Origin of the sequence: Mycobacterium sp. pUA109 (genome assembly GCF_041287095.1) — a bacterium.
In the GTDB taxonomy this organism is placed as follows: domain Bacteria; phylum Actinomycetota; class Actinomycetes; order Mycobacteriales; family Mycobacteriaceae; genus Mycobacterium.
On record NZ_JBGGKS010000010.1, the window covers coordinates 163,194 to 179,405 of the forward strand.

Annotated in this window: 16 protein-coding genes; 10 read left to right on the forward strand and 6 right to left on the reverse strand. The window is 70.2% G+C overall.

The annotated features are described in order from the left end of the window. The first annotated feature begins 269 nt into the window (after positions 1-269). Both ACAG26_RS13715 and ACAG26_RS13720 read left to right on the forward strand, forming a co-directional pair. Complete coding sequence (locus tag ACAG26_RS13715; RefSeq protein ID WP_370483028.1) at positions 270-851, forward strand: GNAT family N-acetyltransferase; 582 nt, start codon at positions 270-272, stop codon at positions 849-851. A 50-nt stretch (positions 852-901) separates the two neighbouring features. Continuing rightward, positions 902-1,945, forward strand: coding sequence for a GNAT family N-acetyltransferase (locus tag ACAG26_RS13720; RefSeq protein WP_370483030.1), 1,044 nt, complete (start codon positions 902-904; stop codon positions 1,943-1,945). A gap of 75 nt (positions 1,946-2,020) precedes the next feature. Here the strand turns inward: ACAG26_RS13720 and ACAG26_RS13725 are convergent, their stop codons facing one another. Both ACAG26_RS13725 and ACAG26_RS13730 read right to left on the reverse strand, forming a co-directional pair. Beyond that, positions 2,021-2,587, reverse strand: coding sequence for a TetR family transcriptional regulator (locus ACAG26_RS13725; protein ID WP_370483032.1), 567 nt, complete (start codon positions 2,585-2,587; stop codon positions 2,021-2,023). Beyond that, positions 2,584-4,062 carry an FAD-dependent monooxygenase gene (locus tag ACAG26_RS13730; RefSeq protein WP_370483034.1) on the reverse strand — a complete coding sequence of 493 codons (1,479 nt, stop codon included), beginning with the start codon at positions 4,060-4,062 and terminating at the stop codon, positions 2,584-2,586. Before ACAG26_RS13730 ends, ACAG26_RS13725 begins: the two co-directional genes overlap by 4 nt. A gap of 82 nt (positions 4,063-4,144) precedes the next feature. On the opposite strand from ACAG26_RS13730, the gene thyX reads away from it, so the two are divergent. From thyX to ACAG26_RS13745, 3 genes are all read left to right on the forward strand, one after another. Next, complete coding sequence (gene thyX, locus ACAG26_RS13735) at positions 4,145-4,897, forward strand: FAD-dependent thymidylate synthase (protein ID WP_370483037.1); 753 nt, start codon at positions 4,145-4,147, stop codon at positions 4,895-4,897. 114 nt (positions 4,898-5,011) lie between these two features. Further along, on the forward strand, positions 5,012-5,914 hold the full coding sequence (gene dapA / locus ACAG26_RS13740; protein WP_370483039.1) for a 4-hydroxy-tetrahydrodipicolinate synthase: 903 nt from the start codon (positions 5,012-5,014) through the stop codon (positions 5,912-5,914). 6 nt (positions 5,915-5,920) lie between these two features. After that, positions 5,921-7,597 carry a ribonuclease J gene (locus tag ACAG26_RS13745; RefSeq protein ID WP_370483042.1) on the forward strand — a complete coding sequence of 559 codons (1,677 nt, stop codon included), beginning with the start codon at positions 5,921-5,923 and terminating at the stop codon, positions 7,595-7,597. Between the two features lie 102 nt (positions 7,598-7,699). Here ACAG26_RS13745 and ACAG26_RS13750 read toward each other — a convergent pair whose 3' ends face one another. Genes ACAG26_RS13750 through ACAG26_RS13760 form a run of 3 tightly spaced genes read right to left on the reverse strand, consistent with a single transcriptional unit; the run spans position 7,700 to position 9,712 of the window. Next, complete coding sequence (locus tag ACAG26_RS13750) at positions 7,700-8,575, reverse strand: SAM-dependent methyltransferase (RefSeq protein WP_370483044.1); 876 nt, start codon at positions 8,573-8,575, stop codon at positions 7,700-7,702. Between the two features lie 4 nt (positions 8,576-8,579). Then, positions 8,580-9,398: a mycofactocin-coupled SDR family oxidoreductase gene (locus ACAG26_RS13755; protein WP_370483045.1), complete on the reverse strand. Its 819-nt coding sequence runs from the start codon at positions 9,396-9,398 to the stop codon at positions 8,580-8,582. Beyond that, a complete protein-coding gene (locus tag ACAG26_RS13760; protein ID WP_370483047.1) occupies positions 9,398-9,712 on the reverse strand; it encodes a putative quinol monooxygenase in 315 nt (104 codons plus the stop codon). The genes ACAG26_RS13755 and ACAG26_RS13760 overlap by 1 nt, the downstream gene beginning before the upstream one ends. 197 nt (positions 9,713-9,909) lie before the next feature. Here ACAG26_RS13760 and ACAG26_RS13765 point away from each other — a divergent pair, with 197 nt between their 5' ends. Next, positions 9,910-12,405, forward strand: coding sequence for a DNA translocase FtsK (locus ACAG26_RS13765; RefSeq protein ID WP_370483048.1), 2,496 nt, complete (start codon positions 9,910-9,912; stop codon positions 12,403-12,405). Between the two features lie 82 nt (positions 12,406-12,487). On the opposite strand, the gene ACAG26_RS13770 is transcribed toward ACAG26_RS13765, so the two are convergent. Next, positions 12,488-13,480, reverse strand: coding sequence for a hypothetical protein (locus ACAG26_RS13770; RefSeq protein WP_370483050.1), 993 nt, complete (start codon positions 13,478-13,480; stop codon positions 12,488-12,490). Between the two features lie 137 nt (positions 13,481-13,617). Here ACAG26_RS13770 and ACAG26_RS13775 point away from each other — a divergent pair, with 137 nt between their 5' ends. Genes ACAG26_RS13775 through ACAG26_RS13790 form a run of 4 tightly spaced genes read left to right on the forward strand, consistent with a single transcriptional unit; the run spans position 13,618 to position 16,212 of the window. Next, positions 13,618-14,274, forward strand: a complete 657-nt coding sequence (locus tag ACAG26_RS13775; protein WP_370483051.1) for a hypothetical protein — start codon at positions 13,618-13,620, stop codon at positions 14,272-14,274. After that, positions 14,271-14,933 carry a hypothetical protein gene (locus ACAG26_RS13780; protein ID WP_370483053.1) on the forward strand — a complete coding sequence of 221 codons (663 nt, stop codon included), beginning with the start codon at positions 14,271-14,273 and terminating at the stop codon, positions 14,931-14,933. The genes ACAG26_RS13775 and ACAG26_RS13780 overlap by 4 nt, the downstream gene beginning before the upstream one ends. Further along, a complete protein-coding gene (locus ACAG26_RS13785) occupies positions 14,930-15,541 on the forward strand; it encodes a hypothetical protein (protein ID WP_370483055.1) in 612 nt (203 codons plus the stop codon). The genes ACAG26_RS13780 and ACAG26_RS13785 overlap by 4 nt, the downstream gene beginning before the upstream one ends. Then, positions 15,529-16,212, forward strand: a complete 684-nt coding sequence (locus ACAG26_RS13790; RefSeq protein WP_370483056.1) for a hypothetical protein — start codon at positions 15,529-15,531, stop codon at positions 16,210-16,212. Before ACAG26_RS13785 ends, ACAG26_RS13790 begins: the two co-directional genes overlap by 13 nt.

Here is a 16,212-nt window from a genome sequence, read left to right on the forward strand (position 1 = left end):
GTTCGCGAAATCCACAGCCCTGTACGCAATCTCAATTTTCGGGTAGGCGAGCTACCGCCGGCGGCGGCGGTGGTATCGCCGGGTGACCGGCGATCAGGTGGGTTCCCAGCCCGGATCGGCACCCGACGAGGGTCGACCCGGCCAGCCCCAGCGCCACGACCAGCAGCATCAGGCGGCGCAGCGCGGCGATGTGTATGGCTGCGAGCTAAACACACGCGGCGTCCACGTTGCTGCAGCGGCTGGCAAGACAGGTGCGTCAAGATGTGAATATGCCCGTGACCCCGCTGCCGCCGCCGCCCCAGCTCACCGACGGCCCGGATCTGCTGTTGCGCTGCCCGTTACCCGACGACGTGGACGGCATTGTGGACCAGTGCGTCGATCCGGAGATGCAGCGCTGGATTAGCATCCCGGTTCCGTACACGGCGTCCGATGCGCGGGAATTCGTGGACCGGGCGGCCCAGGCCTGGCAGGCCGGCACGGTCGCGACGTTCGCCATCGTGTACCAGGGGCGGTTTGCCGGCAGCATCGACCTGCGGCTGGACGGTGTGGGCGGTGCCGAGGTCGGGTTCGGGTTGGCCCCGTGGGCGCGCGGCGCCGGGGTGATGAGCCGCGCGCTGCGGCGGGTGTTGGCCTGGGCCTTCGACGAATTGCAGCTGGAGTTGGTGCATTGGAAGGCGCAAGTCGGCAACTGGGCCTCCCGGCGCACCGCCACCCGATGCGGATTCCGGGTCCACGGCACCGTGCCCGGCCTGCTCGAACACCGCGGTCAGCGCTGTGACGGCTGGTTCGCGATGCTGCGCCGCGGTGACCCGCTGACCGGCGAACCCGACGCCGAGCCCGCCGGCGGTTGAGGTGAAAACTGGTGCGTGGAACCCGTGTCGGGGCGTGTGAGGATCGGTAAGTGCAGCTCCCACCCGAACCCGAACTGTCCGACGGCCCGGACCTGCTGTTGCGACGCTACCGCCCAATGGATTTGGGCGGTGTCATGGCGCAGTGCCAGGACCCGGAGTTCCAGCGCTGGACGCTGATTCCGGTGCCCTACACCGAATCCGATGCGGCGGAGTTCTTGTCGGCGGTCGCCGAGGGCTGGCGGGCGGGGACCTGCGCCACCTGGGCGGTGGTGCACCAGGGGCGTTATGCCGGGTGCGTCGACCTGCGGCTCGACGGCGTCGACGGCGCCGAGCTGGGTTTCGGCCTGGGGCCGTGGGCGCGCGGTGCCGGGGTAATGACCCGGGCGCTGCGGCTGGCGCTGGCGTGGGCGTTCGACGAGCTGAACCTGAAGGTGGTGCATTGGCGGGCGACCGTGGGCAACTGGCCCGCCCGTGGCGCGGTGGCCCGCTGCGGGTTCAAGGTGGAGGGCACCGTGCGCGGCTTGATCGCGCAGCGCGGCAAGCGCCGCGACGGCTGGATCGGCTCGGTGCGTCGCGGTGACGTTCTCACCGCTGGGCCGCGCCGGGTGCGGGCGGGCGCCATCAGCGCGATCCGCGCGGAGCGTGCGTCGCACCCGGACCCGCGGGTAGTGACGATCCGGGACGCCGTCGAGGCCGATCTCGACGCGGTTCTCGCGGTCGCCGCCAGCGGCACGGGGGATCACAGCGCCTACCTGCGCGGCGAATTCGGTAACAGCCGGGTGCTGTTGGCCGTCGACGGCTCGACGATCGCCGGATTCCTGGTCTGGAACCGGGGCCTGGTCACGGTGCCGTTCGTCTCGCTGGTCGTGGTGGCGGCCGCCTACCGGCGCCGCGGCGTGGCGTCGCAGCTGTTCGACGCCGTGGAGAAGGACTGTCCCGGACGGCGGCTGTTGACCTCGACCAAACTCAGCAACGAGTGCATGCAACGCTTCCTGGAACACCGCGGCTATCGCCGATCCGGCGAGCTCGCCCTCGACTCCCGCGACCCCGACGTCTTCTACCGGCTGGCGCGCGGCGACGGCGCCGCCGCATAGCGGCGCGAGATCGACGGTGGCGCGGGAAAGTTCGGGTGCTGGGCACGCTGGCGTCGATCTCGGCGTTGGGGCGGCTCAGCCCCCCAGCGCGGCGAACGCCTCATCGACCAGTGCGAGCAGGTCGGCGTCCTCGCTGCGCGCCCAGCGTTCCAGGGCGGCAACGTTGGCGGCCAGCGCCGCGCCGGCCTGCACGGTCAGGGCCAGATCGGGTTCGGCCAACCCGGCCCGGCGCGCCAGGGCGTGGGCAAACAACTCCCGGGTGCTGTCCGCGGCGATCCACAGCCGGGCCCGCAGCGCCGGCGTGCCCATGACCAGCCGGACCCGGGCCAGCAAGGTGTCCTGGTCGGTGGCCAGGATGGTTTCGAAGGTGGCGCGCAGCGCGGCGTGCAACGCGACCCGCACAGGCTCGCCGGCCGGCCGTGCGAGCATCGACTGCTCCAGCAGCGGGTCGTAGTCGTCGTATTCGACGACCGCCTCCTTTTGCGGGAAGTACCGGAAGAACGTCATGTGCGACACCCCGGCCGCCGCGGCGATCTCCTCGACCGTGGTGGCCTCATAACCTTGGGCGGCGAACAGGCGCAGCGCGTGCTCCTGGATCGACCGCCGGGTCGCCGCCTTCTTCTGGGCCCGCCAGTCGCTCACGCGGTGAGCACCCCGGTGCGCGGGCCCAGCGCACCGTCCAGCCAGCCGCGCAGCGCGTGCGGATCGGTGCCGCGCCACGCCAGGTGACCGTCGGGACGCACCAGCAGCGCCTCCCCGTCGCCGCGCAACCCGACCACCTCGCCGAGCCGGGCCCGGGCGATCTCGGCCAACGGCTCCGGCCCCAGCAGCGCCCAGGCCGGTCCAAGCGCGTCGTACAACCGGATCGCGGTGCCGTCGGCGCGCACGCACTCGCGGTTGCGCACCCGATCGCCGGCCCGCCGGCCGACCGGCGGCCACCGGCGCGCGCCCAGCGGCCCGCGCCGGTAGGAGACCTGCAGCTGGGACGCCTTGTCGATGATGAGCCGCTGCAGCCAGCCTTGATTCAGCAGCGGCACCGCCACCCGATCGCGCAGCAGCCGAGCCGCCCGGCCCTGCCCCAGCGCCCCGACCGTCACGGTGCTGGTCGAGGCCACCACGTCCGCGGCGATCGGGCGCCGCTCGGCGCCGTAGCTGTCGAGCAGGGTCGGCTCGGCGCGACCCGACACCACCAGCGCCAGCTTCCAAGCCAGGTTCTCCGCGTCGCCGATGCCGGTGTTCATGCCCTGGCCGCCCAACGGACTGTGGATGTGGGCGGCGTCGCCGGCCAACAGCACCCGGCCGCGCCGGTAGGCCGAGGCCAGCCGGCGCTGGATGCCGAACACCGAGGTCCACTCGGTGGTGTGCACGGTGCCGCCGATCTCGGCGTTCACCAGGGCGGCCAGATAGCCGACAACGTCGTCGGGTTGCAGCTCACCGGGAGCGTCTGGCGGCGCCGGGGACATTAGCCGCCACAGGTCCTCACCGGGCAACGGCATCGCCACCAGCATCTCGGATCCGCGCAGCCACGCCGCGGTGGTGGTGCGCGGCCGGTTCAGGTCGGCGTGCACGTCGGCCAGCAGAAACCGCTCGATCAACGGCACCCCGGCGAAGCCGATCCCGGCCGCCTTGCGGACCGCGCTGTGCGCGCCGTCGGCGCCGACCACCCAGGAGGCCCGCAGCGGCGGCGCGCCGTCCAGCCCGACGGTGACGCCGTCGGCGTCGGCATCGACGCCGGTGACCCGCTGGCCCCATTCGACCGTCCCGCCCAGCGCCGTCAGCCGATCCCGCAACGCGGCCTCGATCACGGCCTGCGACACCAGCAGAATGCCGGGCTCACCGGGCCGCAGCGCCTGACCGATCCGCAGGCTGGCCAATTCCCGGCCGTCGACGAACATCACCAGCCGGTCGATCGGCAGGCCGCGGTCGGGCAAATCGCCCAGGGCACCCAGCCGGTCCAGCACCTCCGCCCCGCGCGGCTGGAGGGCCAGGGCCCGCGATGTCGTCGCCGGTCCGGCCGCGGCGTCGAGTACCCGGACCGCTACACCGGCCGCGGCCAGCCCGCATGCCAGCGCCAGCCCGGTCGGTCCGGCCCCCACCACCAAGACGTCGGTCTCCATGGCGCGCCTCCTGGTGTTAGTTACTAACATGTTAGTCGCTAACAGCGGGCGCCGGCAAGGGGTGCGGCTAAGGTGGGGCGTCGTGGCCGAAACGGCGCCGCTGCGCGTGCAACTGATCGCCAAGACTGAGTTCGTCCCGCCGCCGGATGTGCCCTGGAGCACCGACGCCGACGGCGGTCCGGCGCTGGTCGAGTTCGCCGGCCGGGCCTGCTATCAGAGCTGGTCGAAACCCAATCCGCGGACCGCCACCAACGCCGCCTACGTCCAGCACATCATCGACGTCGGGCATTTTTCGGTGTTGGAGCACGCCAGCGTGACCTTCTACATCACCGGCATCTCCCGGTCGTGCACCCATGAGCTGATCCGGCACCGGCACTTCTCCTACTCCCAGCTCTCGCAGCGCTACGTCCCAGAACCCGACGCCCAGATCGTGGTGCCGCCCGGCCTGGACGACGACCCTGAACTGCAGCAGATCCTGGCCGCGGCCGCCGACGCCAGCCGGTCGGTCTACACCGACCTGCTGACCAAGTTGGAAGCCAAGTTCGCTGATCAGCCCAACGCCGTGCTGCGGCGCAAACAGGCACGTCAGGCCGCCCGCGCGGTGCTGCCCAACGCCACCGAGACCCGCATCGTGGTGACCGGCAACTACCGGGCCTGGCGGCATTTCGTCGCGATGCGGGCCAGCGAGCACGCCGACGTCGAGATCCGCCGATTGGCCATCGCGTGCCTGCGCGAGCTGGTGGGCGTCGCCCCCGCGGTGTTCGGCGATTTCCAGATCGCCACCCTGGCCGACGGCACCGAGGTGGCGACCAGTCCGCTGGCCACCGAAGCCTAAGCGGCCGGTGTCGGCGCGTGAACGTGCGCCGATCCGGGAATTTGCGCGGCGTGTCGACCGCGGACACGCACGCTCGCGGCAGGGGCGGGGGAACGGGCAGGTACCCTTAGGACCGTGAGTACCAGCGGTTTCGACGCCTCCACCAGCTTGGGCACCGTGGTGACTGCCATGGCGACGCCGTTCGGTTCCGACGGCTCGGTAGACACCGAGGCCGCGGTGCGGCTGGCCAACCACCTGGTCGACGCCGGGTGCGACGGTCTGGTGCTGTCCGGCACCACCGGCGAGTCGCCCACCACGGCCGACTACGAGAAGCTCACCCTGCTGCGGGCGGTGGTGGAATCGGTCGGCGACCGGGCCCGCATCATCGCCGGGGCCGGCAGCAACGACACCGAGCACAGCGTCCGGCTGGCCGAGGCCTGCGCGGGCGTCGGCGCGGACGGGTTGCTGGTGGTCACCCCGTACTACTCGCGGCCCTCGCAGGCCGGGTTGCGGGCGCACTTCACCGCCGTTGCCGACGCCAGCACCGTGCCGGTGCTGCTGTACGACATCCCGGCCCGCTCGGTGGTGCCGATCGCCCCGGACACCATTTTCGAGCTGGCCGAGCACCCCAACATCGTCGGGATCAAGGACGCCAAGGGCGATCTGCACGCCGGCGCCCAGATCATCGCCGAAACGGGGCTGGCCTACTACTCCGGCGACGACGCGCTGAACCTGCCCTGGCTGGCGATGGGCGCCACCGGGTTCATCAGCGTGATCTCCCACTTCGCGGCCAGCCAACTGCGGGAAATGCTGTCGGCGTTCCAGTCCGGGGATGTGGCCACCGCCCGCAAGATCAACCTCTCGATCGCGCCGCTGTGCAACGCGATGGGACGCACCGGCGGGGTGACCATGGTCAAAGCCGGGCTGCGGCTGCAGGGCATGGACATCGGGGACCCGCGGCTGCCCCAGGTTGCCGCCACAGCCCAGCAGGTCGATGAATTGGCCGCCGACATGCGTGCGGCCAACGTGCTTGGGTGATTGCCGGTGAATGAGGAGCTCACCCCGCCGGGTCCGCTGACCTCGGGCGGTCTGCGGGTCACCGCGCTGGGCGGCATCAACGAAATCGGCCGCAATATGACGGTTTTCGAGCACCTGGGCCGGCTGCTGATCGTCGACTGCGGGGTGCTGTTTCCCACCCACGACGAGCCCGGGGTCGACCTGATCCTGCCGGATCTGCGGCACATCGAAAACCGGCTCGACGACGTCGAAGCGCTGGTGTTGACCCACGCCCACGAGGACCACATCGGGGCCATCCCGTTTCTGCTCAAGCTGCGGCCCGACATTCCGGTCGTCGGGTCGAAGTTCACCCTGGCGCTGGTGGCCGCCAAATGCCGGGAACACCGCATCAAACCGGTGTTTGTCCAGGTCGCCGAGGGCCAGCGCAGCACCCACGGGGTGTTCGAATGCGAGTACTTCGCCGTCAACCACTCGGTGCCCGACGCGCTGGCCATCGCCGTGCACACCGGTGCGGGCACCGTCTTGCACACCGGGGACATCAAGCTCGATCAGTTGCCGCTGGACGGCCGGCCCACCGACCTGCCCGGCATGTCGCGGCTCGGCGACGCCGGGGTGGATCTGTTCCTGTGCGACTCCACCAACGCCGAGATCCCCGGGGTCGGGCCCAGCGAAAGTGAGGTCGGCCCGACGCTGCACCGGCTGATCCGCGGCGCCGAGGGACGCGTCATCGTGGCGTGCTTTGCCTCCAACGTGGACCGGGTGCAGCAGATCATCGACTCCGCGGTGGCGTTGGGCCGGCGGGTGTCGTTCGTCGGCCGGTCGATGGTGCGCAACATGGGCATCGCCCGCGAACTGGGTTTTCTGCGGGTGGCCGACTCCGACCTGATCGACATCGGGGCCGCCGAGATGATGCGCCCCGAACAGGTGGTGCTGATCACCACCGGCACCCAGGGCGAACCGTTGTCGGCGCTGTCCCGGATGTCGCGCGGTGAGCACCGCAGCATCACGTTGACCGCCGGCGACCTGATCATCTTGTCGTCGTCGCTGATCCCGGGCAACGAGGAAGCCGTCTACGGGGTGATCGACGCGCTGTCCAAGATCGGCGCCCGGGTGGTCACCAACGCGCAAGCCCGGGTGCATGTTTCCGGGCACGGCTACGCGGGGGAACTGCTGTTCCTCTACAACGGGGTGCGGCCGCGCCAGGTGATGCCGGTGCACGGCACCTGGCGGATGCTGCGCGCCAACGCCGCGCTGGCGGCCCGCACCGGGGTGCCGCAGGAATCCATCCTGTTGGCCGAGAACGGGGTCAGCGTCGACCTGGTCGCCGGGGTGGCCCGCATCGCCGGCGCGGTGCCGGTCGGCAAGATGTTCGTCGACGGGTTGATCACCGGCGACGTCGGCGACGCCACGCTGGGGGAGCGGTTGATCCTGTCGGCGGGTTTCGTCGCGGTGACGGTGGTGGTGCATCGGGGCACCGGCAAGCCGGCCGCGCCGCCGCACCTGCATTCGCGCGGCTTCTCCGAAGACCCCAAGGCGCTGGAACCCGCGGCCCGCAAGGTCGAGGCCGAACTGGAGGCGCTGGCCGCCGACAATGTCACCGACCCGGTGCGGATCGCGCAGGGGGTGCGCCGCACGGTCGGCAAGTGGGTGGGGGAGACCTACCGCCGCCAGCCGATGATCGTGCCCTCGGTCATCGAGGTCTAGACCTCCGGGCGCCGCGCGGTTGAGATTGCGGTGAGGGCAGTGGATTTCGCCCGATCGCGACCCTGGACGCAATTTCGGCGCCGCAGCGGGCGCGGCCGGAGCTCACTCTTTTTCGGCGTAGACCGACCATTCCAGGTCGCTGGCGGTCAGGTCGCGCCCGGTCGGTTCGATGTAGCGCTGCAGCAACTGCTCGGCCCCGGCCTGCTCCTGCAGCCGCCACCCGTAAGGGGCCAGAAACTCCTGGACCTCCTCGGGCTGCAGGCCGAAATGCCACAACTGCCGGCGCTGGCGCACGTTGCGGTACAGCGTCGGCGAATCGTAGAGGTTGGCGCCGTCGATGAAGTCGCGCCGCACGTAGGTGAACACCAATCGGCTGCCCGACGCCGCGGCCCGCAGCCCGGCCAGGGTCCGGCGCACCGCGTCCTCGGACAGGTACTGGGTCACGCCCTCGCAGATGAAGAACGCGCGAAACTCGGTGCGGTACCCGTGTTCGGCCAGCGCGGTCAGCAAATCGTCGCGTTCGAAGTCCAACGCCACCAACCGCACCGACAACGGCAACGAGCCCAGCACCCGGCGCACGGTCGCCGCCTTGCGGGCGATGTTGACCGGAAGGTCCACCTCGAAGACCGGGATCCGGGCCCGCCGGGTCACCTGGTAGGCGCGGGTATCCAGTCCCGAACCGAGGATCACCACCGCGTCGATCCCAGCCTCGAGCGCCTCGTCGAGTTTGTCGCCGATGAAGCGTTTCCGGCAGGCCAGGTTGGCCCACAGCCCCGGCCCGGTGCGTTGCGACGCGGCGATCAGCAGCCGACGCGGCAACGACCACCGCGTCGCGCGGACCAGCCAGCGCATCCGGGTGGGCAAAAACAGCTCCGCCAGATCGTCGTCCACCAGCCGTCGCGCCGGCGGCTCATGCTGCTCGACCGCGGCCAGCACCATCGGCCCGAACGCGGTCTGCGCCGCGGGGTTTTGCACCATCGGCTTACCTCTTGTTCACGAACCCGGCATCGACCGGCAAGGTGATGCCGGTGACGTAGCGGGCTTGCTCGGACACCAGCCACGCGACGGCGTTGGCGATGTCCTCGGCCTGCAACACCTGGACCGGCAGCGCGTTGCCCATATCCGGCGGCGCGCCGGTCTGCGCGGCCAGCTCGGCCAGCCACTGCCGGGTGTGCTCATTGTTGATCATCGGCGTGTCCACCCCGGCCGGGTGCACGGAGTTCACCCGAATACTGTGCGGGGCAAGAAGGTTGGCGTACACCCGCATCAGCCCGACCAGACCGTGTTTGGCGGCCGTGTACCCGATGGCACCGGCGTCGTGACTGCCGATACCGGCCAGGCCGGCGGCCGAACTGATCAGCACGATCGAACCGCCGTCGCCCCGGTCGATCATGGTCGGAATCGCGGCCTCGATGGTGTGGTAGACGCCGGTGAGGTTGACGTCGATGACGTCGCGCCAGCCGTCGGCGGACTGCATCGGCGCGATCCCCGCATTGGCCACCACGATGTCGAGCCGGCCGAACCGGTCCAGGCCGGTCCGCAGCGCGTCGCCCAGCGAGGCCGCATCGCGGACGTCGCCGCGGGCCGCCACGATCCGCGCGCCGGTGTCCTCGACCAGCTTGACGGTGGCGGCCAGATCCTCGGCGGTCGCCAGCGGGTAGGGGACGCTGGCGATCGGCGCGCACAGGTCGACGGCGATGATGTCGGCGCCGTCGGACGCCAACCGCACCGCGTGGGCCCGGCCCTGGCCGCGGGCGGCACCGGTGATCAGCGCGACCTTGCCGGTCAGGGGCCGCGTCATTACGGCCGCAACTGGCCCTTGGCCGGGTCGCCCGCGACGACCGGGGTGAGCATCTTGATGTCCGGGGCGCCGGCCAGGTGGTCGGCGGCGTCGGTGAACATCGTCGTCACCGCGGGGGCGGTGCTGTGCGCCTTGAGCGCGTCGGCGTCGGCCCACTGCTCGACGAACACGAAGGTGCCGTCGGTCTCGTGCAGCGAGTACAGCTGGCAGCCCGGCTCGTCGTGCACGTCGTTGACCGCGCGGGTCAAGATGTCGCGGACGGTGTCGACCGACTCCGGTTTGGCGGTCAAGCTGGCAACGACGACGACGGGCATGCGGTGGACTCCTTGATGGGGGGCGTGACGTTAGTCACCCTACCTAGGGCGCCGAGATCGACGTTAGGCAGAGGAAGTGCGAGTGGCGATCTGCCTAACGTCGATCTCGAGGCCCTGGTGGGCGGCCCGCACCGCATTCCGTCGTGACCAGTGTGGCGGATGGTGCACACGGGGCTATTGCGACTAGGCTTGCCCCTATGCCTAGCAAGACCGTCGCCCGCTCCGGGACCCGAACGAGCAGGTCAAAGGCCACTTCGCGGGGATCGCGGCCGGCGCGCAAACCCGCCCCGCGGCGTCGCCCGCCCGCCCGGCGGGGCGGCTCGCGGATGGCGGCCGCCGGATTGGCCTGCGGCCGCGCGGCCCGAGCGACCTGGCTGATGGTCGCCAAGGGCGCCGGCAGCACCGCGCGGTCGGTGGGCCGCGCCCGCGACATCGACCCCGGTCACCGCCGCGACGGCATCGCCCTGGCGTTGCTGGGGGTCGCGGTCGTCATCGCCGCGAGTTCCTGGTTCGACGCCGCCCGCCCGGTCGGCGCCTGGATCGACGTCGGGCTGCGGACGGTCGTCGGCGCCGCGGTGGTGCTGCTGCCGGTGGCGGCCGTCGTCATCGCGGTGATCCTGATGCGCACCGAGCCCGATCCGGACGCCCGACCCCGGCTGGTGCTCGGCGCGGCCATGATCGCCCTGCCGATGCTGGGGCTGTGGCATCTGTGGGCCGGGTCGCCGAGCACGCCCGAGGGGCGGCAACACGGGGCGGGCTTCCTGGGCTTCGCGATCGGCGGGCCGCTGTCCGACGGGCTGACCGCCTGGATCGCCGCGCCGCTGCTGGTGATGGCGGCGCTGTTCGGGGTGCTGCTGCTGACCGGGACGACGGTCCGCGAGGTGCCCGAGGCGTTGCGGGCCATGTTCAGCGTGCACGGTTACGACGACTACGACTACGACGACGAGGACCACGTCGAGGAGGACCCCGACACCGACGAGCCACCGACCGAAGACTTCTCCGACGGCTACTACGACGACGCCTCGGCCGGTGACGAGTCGAAGCCCTGGCCGGGCGGCACCCCCTACGACAACTATCCGCTGGATGAGGCCGACGCGCCGACCGTGCCCGAGCCGGCGGTCAAGGCCAAGCGCCGTAAAGCCGAGAAGCCCAAGCAGGACACCCTGGTGATGGACCGGGTGGTCGAGGGCCCCTACACGTTGCCGTCGCTGTCCCTGCTGACCGCCGGGGACCCGCCCAAGCGGCGCACCGCCGCCAACGACCAGATGGCCGACGCGATCACGTCGGTGTTGACCCAGTTCAAGGTCGACGCCGCGGTCACCGGGTGCACCCGCGGCCCCACCGTCACCCGCTACGAGGTGGAGCTGGGGCCCGGCGTCAAGGTCGAGAAGATCACCCAGTTGCAGAAGAACATCGCCTACGCGGTCGCCACCGAAAGCGTCCGGATGCTCGCCCCGATCCCCGGCAAGTCGGCGGTGGGTATCGAGGTGCCCAACACCGACCGGGAGATGGTGCGGTTGGCCGACGTGCTGACCGCGCCCACCACCCGCCGCGACCACCACCCGCTGGTGATCGGGTTGGGCAAGGACATCGAGGGCGACTTCATCTCGGCCAACCTGGCCAAGATGCCGCACCTGCTGGTGGCCGGCTCCACCGGCTCGGGGAAGTCCAGTTTCGTCAACTCGATGCTGATCTCGCTGTTGGCCCGGGCCACCCCGGAGGAGGTCAGGATGATTCTGATCGACCCGAAGATGGTGGAACTCACGCCGTACGAAGGCATTCCGCACCTGATCACCCCGATCATCACCCAGCCGAAGAAGGCGGCGGCCGCGCTGGCGTGGCTGGTCGAGGAGATGGAACAGCGCTACCAGGACATGCAGGCCTCCCGGGTGCGCCACATCGACGATTTCAACGCCAAGGTGAGATCCGGGGAGATCACCGCCCCGCTGGGCAGCCAGCGCGAATACCGGCCCTACCCGTATGTGGTGGCGATCGTCGACGAGCTGGCCGATTTGATGATGACCGCGCCCCGCGACGTCGAGGACGCCATCGTGCGGATCACCCAGAAGGCCCGCGCCGCCGGCATTCACCTGGTGCTGGCCACCCAGCGGCCGTCGGTGGACGTGGTCACCGGGCTGATCAAAACCAACGTGCCGTCCCGGTTGGCGTTCGCGACCTCGTCGCTGACCGATTCCCGGGTGATCCTGGACCAGGCCGGCGCGGAGAAGCTGATCGGTATGGGCGACGGCCTGTTCCTGCCGATGGGCGCCGGCAAGCCGACCCGGTTGCAGGGCGCGTTCATCACCGACGCGGAGATCCACGCCGTCGTCACCGCCTGCAAGGAGCAGGCCGAACCCGAATACACCGAGGGGGTGACCAACGCCAAGCCCAGCGGCGAACGCAAGGACGTCGACCCCGACATCGGCGACGACATGGACGTGTTCCTGCAGGCCGTGGAGCTGGTGGTGTCGTCCCAGTTCGGGTCCACCTCGATGCTGCAGCGCAAGCTGCGGGTCGGTTTCGCCAAGGCCGGCCGGTTGATGGATCTGATGGAGACCCGCGGCATCGTCGGGCCCTCGGAGGGCTCCAAGGCCCGTGACGTGTTGGTCAAACCCGACGAGCTGGCCGCGACGCTGAACGCGATTCGGGGCGGCGGCGACGACAGCGCGGACGACGACGGGGACGACGAGTAGGCGCCTCAACGCCGCACCGAGTGGCACTCTCCCGACGCCCCGCCGGTGTGTCGCGTCGGGAGAGTGCCACTCGGCGGACGGGTCAGCAGGTTTCGTATTGGCGGGACAGTTCGATCTCCAGCGGCAATCGCTTGTGTTCGGGTTGATGCCGGTAGCAGCCGCCGACGACGATTTCGATCGGTCCGTCGAATCCCCAGACGAGCAGGGCGGCGGGGTGGCCGAACCGGGGCAGCAACCCGGCTACCGCCGGGACGATGCGCTGGGTTGCCACGTCATTGCCGCGGCCCTTACCGATACGGATCTCGATCTCGGTGTCGGCCTGGCTCCATTTGCCGTGCGGCCGGGTGACGCCCTTGGCGTCGTAGTACTTGCCGATCGCCGCGCTGATGTCTGACCACAGTGCCCGGTCGGCGTCGCTGGGCGGCGTGGGCGTCGACACGTAGTTGCGGGTGTCGCCGTACTCGTTGTACACCAGCTTGATCTCCCAGGAGGCGTCGGCGAGCGCGGGGTCGCTGCGCTGCAGCGCGGTGGCGGTCGCCGCGGTCGCATCGGGGGTGAGCGTGACGTCGATGCTGCGGCTCGCGGCGTCATCCCGCTCGGCCGGCTGGGTGAGACCAACCAGCTCGGCCACCGGGGAGTGCGCGGCGCGCAGCCAGATCGCCACACCGTCGGCGACCTCGTCGGCGCTCGGATCGGGTTTGCCGTCGGATGGGCCGAAATCGAAGAGGGCGACCGAATGGTCAGCGGTCATCGGATTGCGTGGCAGCGTTCCGCGGGCCGGGTAGTACAGCATGAGGTCGCCGTTGTAATCGCCGAGGCCTCGACGGCGCCGCTGCTCGGTGAAGGTGCGCCCGACGTCGGCGGCCTGCGACACGGTGATCGCGGGGTCCAGCGTTACCGTCAGGCTGAACTGTTTACCGGAGGTGCTGTAGCTGGCGTAGGTCAGGTCGGCCATGCTGACGCCGGGCATCGTGGTGATCTGCTGGCGGATCTGCTCGGCCTCGCGCCGATGATCGAACAAGGAACACCCCGAGATTGGCCACAGCAGCGCCACCGTCACCAACACCAGCGTCATCTTCCGCACGGTTCCCCCTAACCTGCGCCGAGTGCGACTCTGGTGCGCGATTTTCCGACGATCATCGCACCAAATTCATGCGCGGTCGCGCGGTATCGGCCCGGTATTCTGACCTGACCTGGAAGGGGGTGCATGCGGTGGTGTCTTGGCCTGCGCCGCCCCCGGTGCGGCAGCCCCCGTCGGTGTGGACGGTGGTCGCCGCGGCACTGGGCGCGGCGGCATTGGCCCTGGCGATTGTCCCGTTCTATGGCCAGGTGCCGGTGGTTGTCGCGGGGGAGGCGGCGCTGGTCGGTGGCCTGGGTGTGGCGGCCGCGATCGCGGGGCTGGCGCACGCGCGTCGCAGCGGCCGGTCGGTGTCGGCCCCCACCGTTGCCGGGTCGGTCGCGGCCACGCTGGCCGTGGTGCTGGGTGTGATCGCGGTGACCGCCCAGCTGATATCCGTGCGGGACCAGCAGCGACGACCGACCTTGGACACCGCATCGGTGCTCCGCAGGGAACTTGCGGTAACGATCGGGGCTTTCGACTACGCCGGCAGCGATTCGGTGAGCCTCAGCGGTGGACTGACGGTGACCGTGCGTAACAAGCTCAACACGACCCGATCATTCCGCATCGCCGTCGCCGCGTTCGACCGCGACCGCCACCAGGTGATGAGCGCCTCGTCCGCCGCAACGCTGGCCGCTCACGCCACCGAATCCGGCGAGATGTTCACCTATCTGCCCGATGAGAAAACCGCCGAGCGGTTGAAAGCCGCAACGTTTCGGCTGATCGACGCGACCAGCAAGCCGGTGACATGACCTGGCCTACCGCCGGCATGCCGACCGCGGCGCCAGTGTGGCCGGCGGTGTCGCTGGCGGTGGGCAGCGTGGGTCTGGTCCTGGCGTTCGTTCCGCACCAGGTGGGGCTTATCGGTGCCGCGGCAGGAGGATTCGGCGTCGCCGCCGGAACGGCCGGGGTCTTGCTTCGTGGACATCGCCGCCCGGCTTCGGCGGTGTCGGGGATTACGGTGTCGGTGCTGGCGGTTGTGAGTGCTGCCATCATGACGTTCGTGTACGCCGATCTGGGCGGGCGGGCCGCACGGTCGACCACCGACACCACCAGCACCCAGACGGTGCTGCACCACGAACTCGGTGTTCAGATCGGGACTTTCAGCTACCAACCCAGCCCCAAGGGCAACATCGTCGCGGCCACCACCTCGGTGCCGGGCGGAAAGCTGATGGTTACGTTGACCAATAAACTTGCCGTGCCGCGAACGTTCTACGTCACCATCGCGGGGTTTGCTAGCAAGGGTGTCCAGATCAATTCCTTCACCGTTGACGCGACCCTGGACGGGGGTGCGACGCGCCAGGTCAATGCGGCCGATCGGATGACGGCTTCGGAAAAGACGGCCGAGCGGCTGACGACCGCGACGTTCACCGTCCTCGCGGCGTCCAGCACCGGCGTGGAGAAGCCATGATCCCCGATGGCGCAGGGCGCGCGACCGAGGCGCCGGGCCCGCTCTGGCCGGTGGTGGCCCCGGTGGTCGGGGTGTGCGGCCTGGTGTCGGCGGCGGTGCCCTATCCGGGTGTGCTGGCCGGGATCTCGGCCGGTGTGGTGGGGATCGGCGCCGGTGTGGTCGGGGTCATTGCGGCCCGTCGGAGGGCCGCCCGCTGGGCGGCGATGTCGGGAATCGTCGTGTCGGTGCTGGCGATTGCGGCCGGCGTTGCGCTGGTGTTCGTCCACCCGGGCCCCGCCGGGCACCCCGCAGACCGGGGTACCGCCGAGGTGTTGCGCGACGAACTCGACGTGGTCATCGGACATTTCGCACCGGGCGGCTCGGACAGCAAGCGGGGACGCGTACCGGTGACGCTCACCAACCGAACAACAGAAACAGGTGAATTCGCGGTCGCCGTTGCGGCTTTCGGTGCCGACGGTCACCAGATCGACTGCGACACCGCCCGCGCTACGCTGGCCGCCCGATCCAGCGAGGACCAGGACATGTTCACGTTCAGCCCCGCGGATCGGATACAAGCGGCGACATTTCGGGTCATCGCCGCCCACAAAGTCACCGGGTGGGCCAGGTGATCCACGACTACCCGTACTGCGACGATGAGTTCGCCGAGCCACCTCCCCGGCGGCCGAGGTCCTGGCGCCGGGGATGGACCGCACTATCGCTGCTCGGCGGGCTGGGCGGGGCGGCACTGGTATTACTGCCCGTCGGCCCGGTCGGTGCCGTGGTCGGCGGCGCCGGGATCGCCACCGGCGTGCTGGCGCTACTGCGCGGCGGTCGGGTCTTCGCCGTCACCGGCGCGGTGATCTCGTCCCTGGCTGTCGCGGTGACGTTGTTGATGACCGTCGCCCAGGTGCCGGGGCGCCCTAACCCCACCCGCGCACCGGCGGCGTCGGTCGACACGAATGTCGAGAAGGTGCTGGCCGACGAACTGGAGGTGCAGTTCGGAGGATTCAGGTCCAACGCGCTGTGGCCCGAGGTGACGGTGCTCTTGACGAACAAACTTGACGTGGTGCGCCAATGCCAGATCGAGATCGGTGCGTTCGATGGGCCCCGCGCACAGCTCAACTCGGCACGGGTCAAGCAGGAATCCTCGTCGTATGAGGGGGTAGTGTTGGATGCTCGCGCCACGGCGGAGGCCAGCGCCGAATTCATGGTCGATTACGACGACAGTGCGGCTCAGCCCTACCAGTCCGCGGCCTTGCGTGTCATCTCCGTCGCCTGCGGTCCCTTCGACTACGCGTGA

Bases quoted from the DNA above. Each gene is read 5' to 3' on its own strand.
- ACAG26_RS13715 (WP_370483028.1), top strand. From the start codon at position 270: ATGCCCGTGACCCCGCTGCCGCCGCCGCCCCAGCTCACCGACGGCCCG.
- ACAG26_RS13730 (WP_370483034.1), bottom strand. From the start codon at position 4,062: ATGGAGACCGACGTCTTGGTGGTGGGGGCCGGACCGACCGGGCTGGCG.
- ACAG26_RS13750 (WP_370483044.1), bottom strand. From the start codon at position 8,575: ATGGTGCAAAACCCCGCGGCGCAGACCGCGTTCGGGCCGATGGTGCTG.
- ACAG26_RS13755 (WP_370483045.1), bottom strand. From the start codon at position 9,398: ATGACGCGGCCCCTGACCGGCAAGGTCGCGCTGATCACCGGTGCCGCC.
- ACAG26_RS13760 (WP_370483047.1), bottom strand. From the start codon at position 9,712: ATGCCCGTCGTCGTCGTTGCCAGCTTGACCGCCAAACCGGAGTCGGTC.
- ACAG26_RS13765 (WP_370483048.1), top strand. From the start codon at position 9,910: ATGCCTAGCAAGACCGTCGCCCGCTCCGGGACCCGAACGAGCAGGTCA.
- ACAG26_RS13770 (WP_370483050.1), bottom strand. From the start codon at position 13,480: ATGACGCTGGTGTTGGTGACGGTGGCGCTGCTGTGGCCAATCTCGGGG.
- ACAG26_RS13780 (WP_370483053.1), top strand. From the start codon at position 14,271: ATGACCTGGCCTACCGCCGGCATGCCGACCGCGGCGCCAGTGTGGCCG.
- ACAG26_RS13785 (WP_370483055.1), top strand. From the start codon at position 14,930: ATGATCCCCGATGGCGCAGGGCGCGCGACCGAGGCGCCGGGCCCGCTC.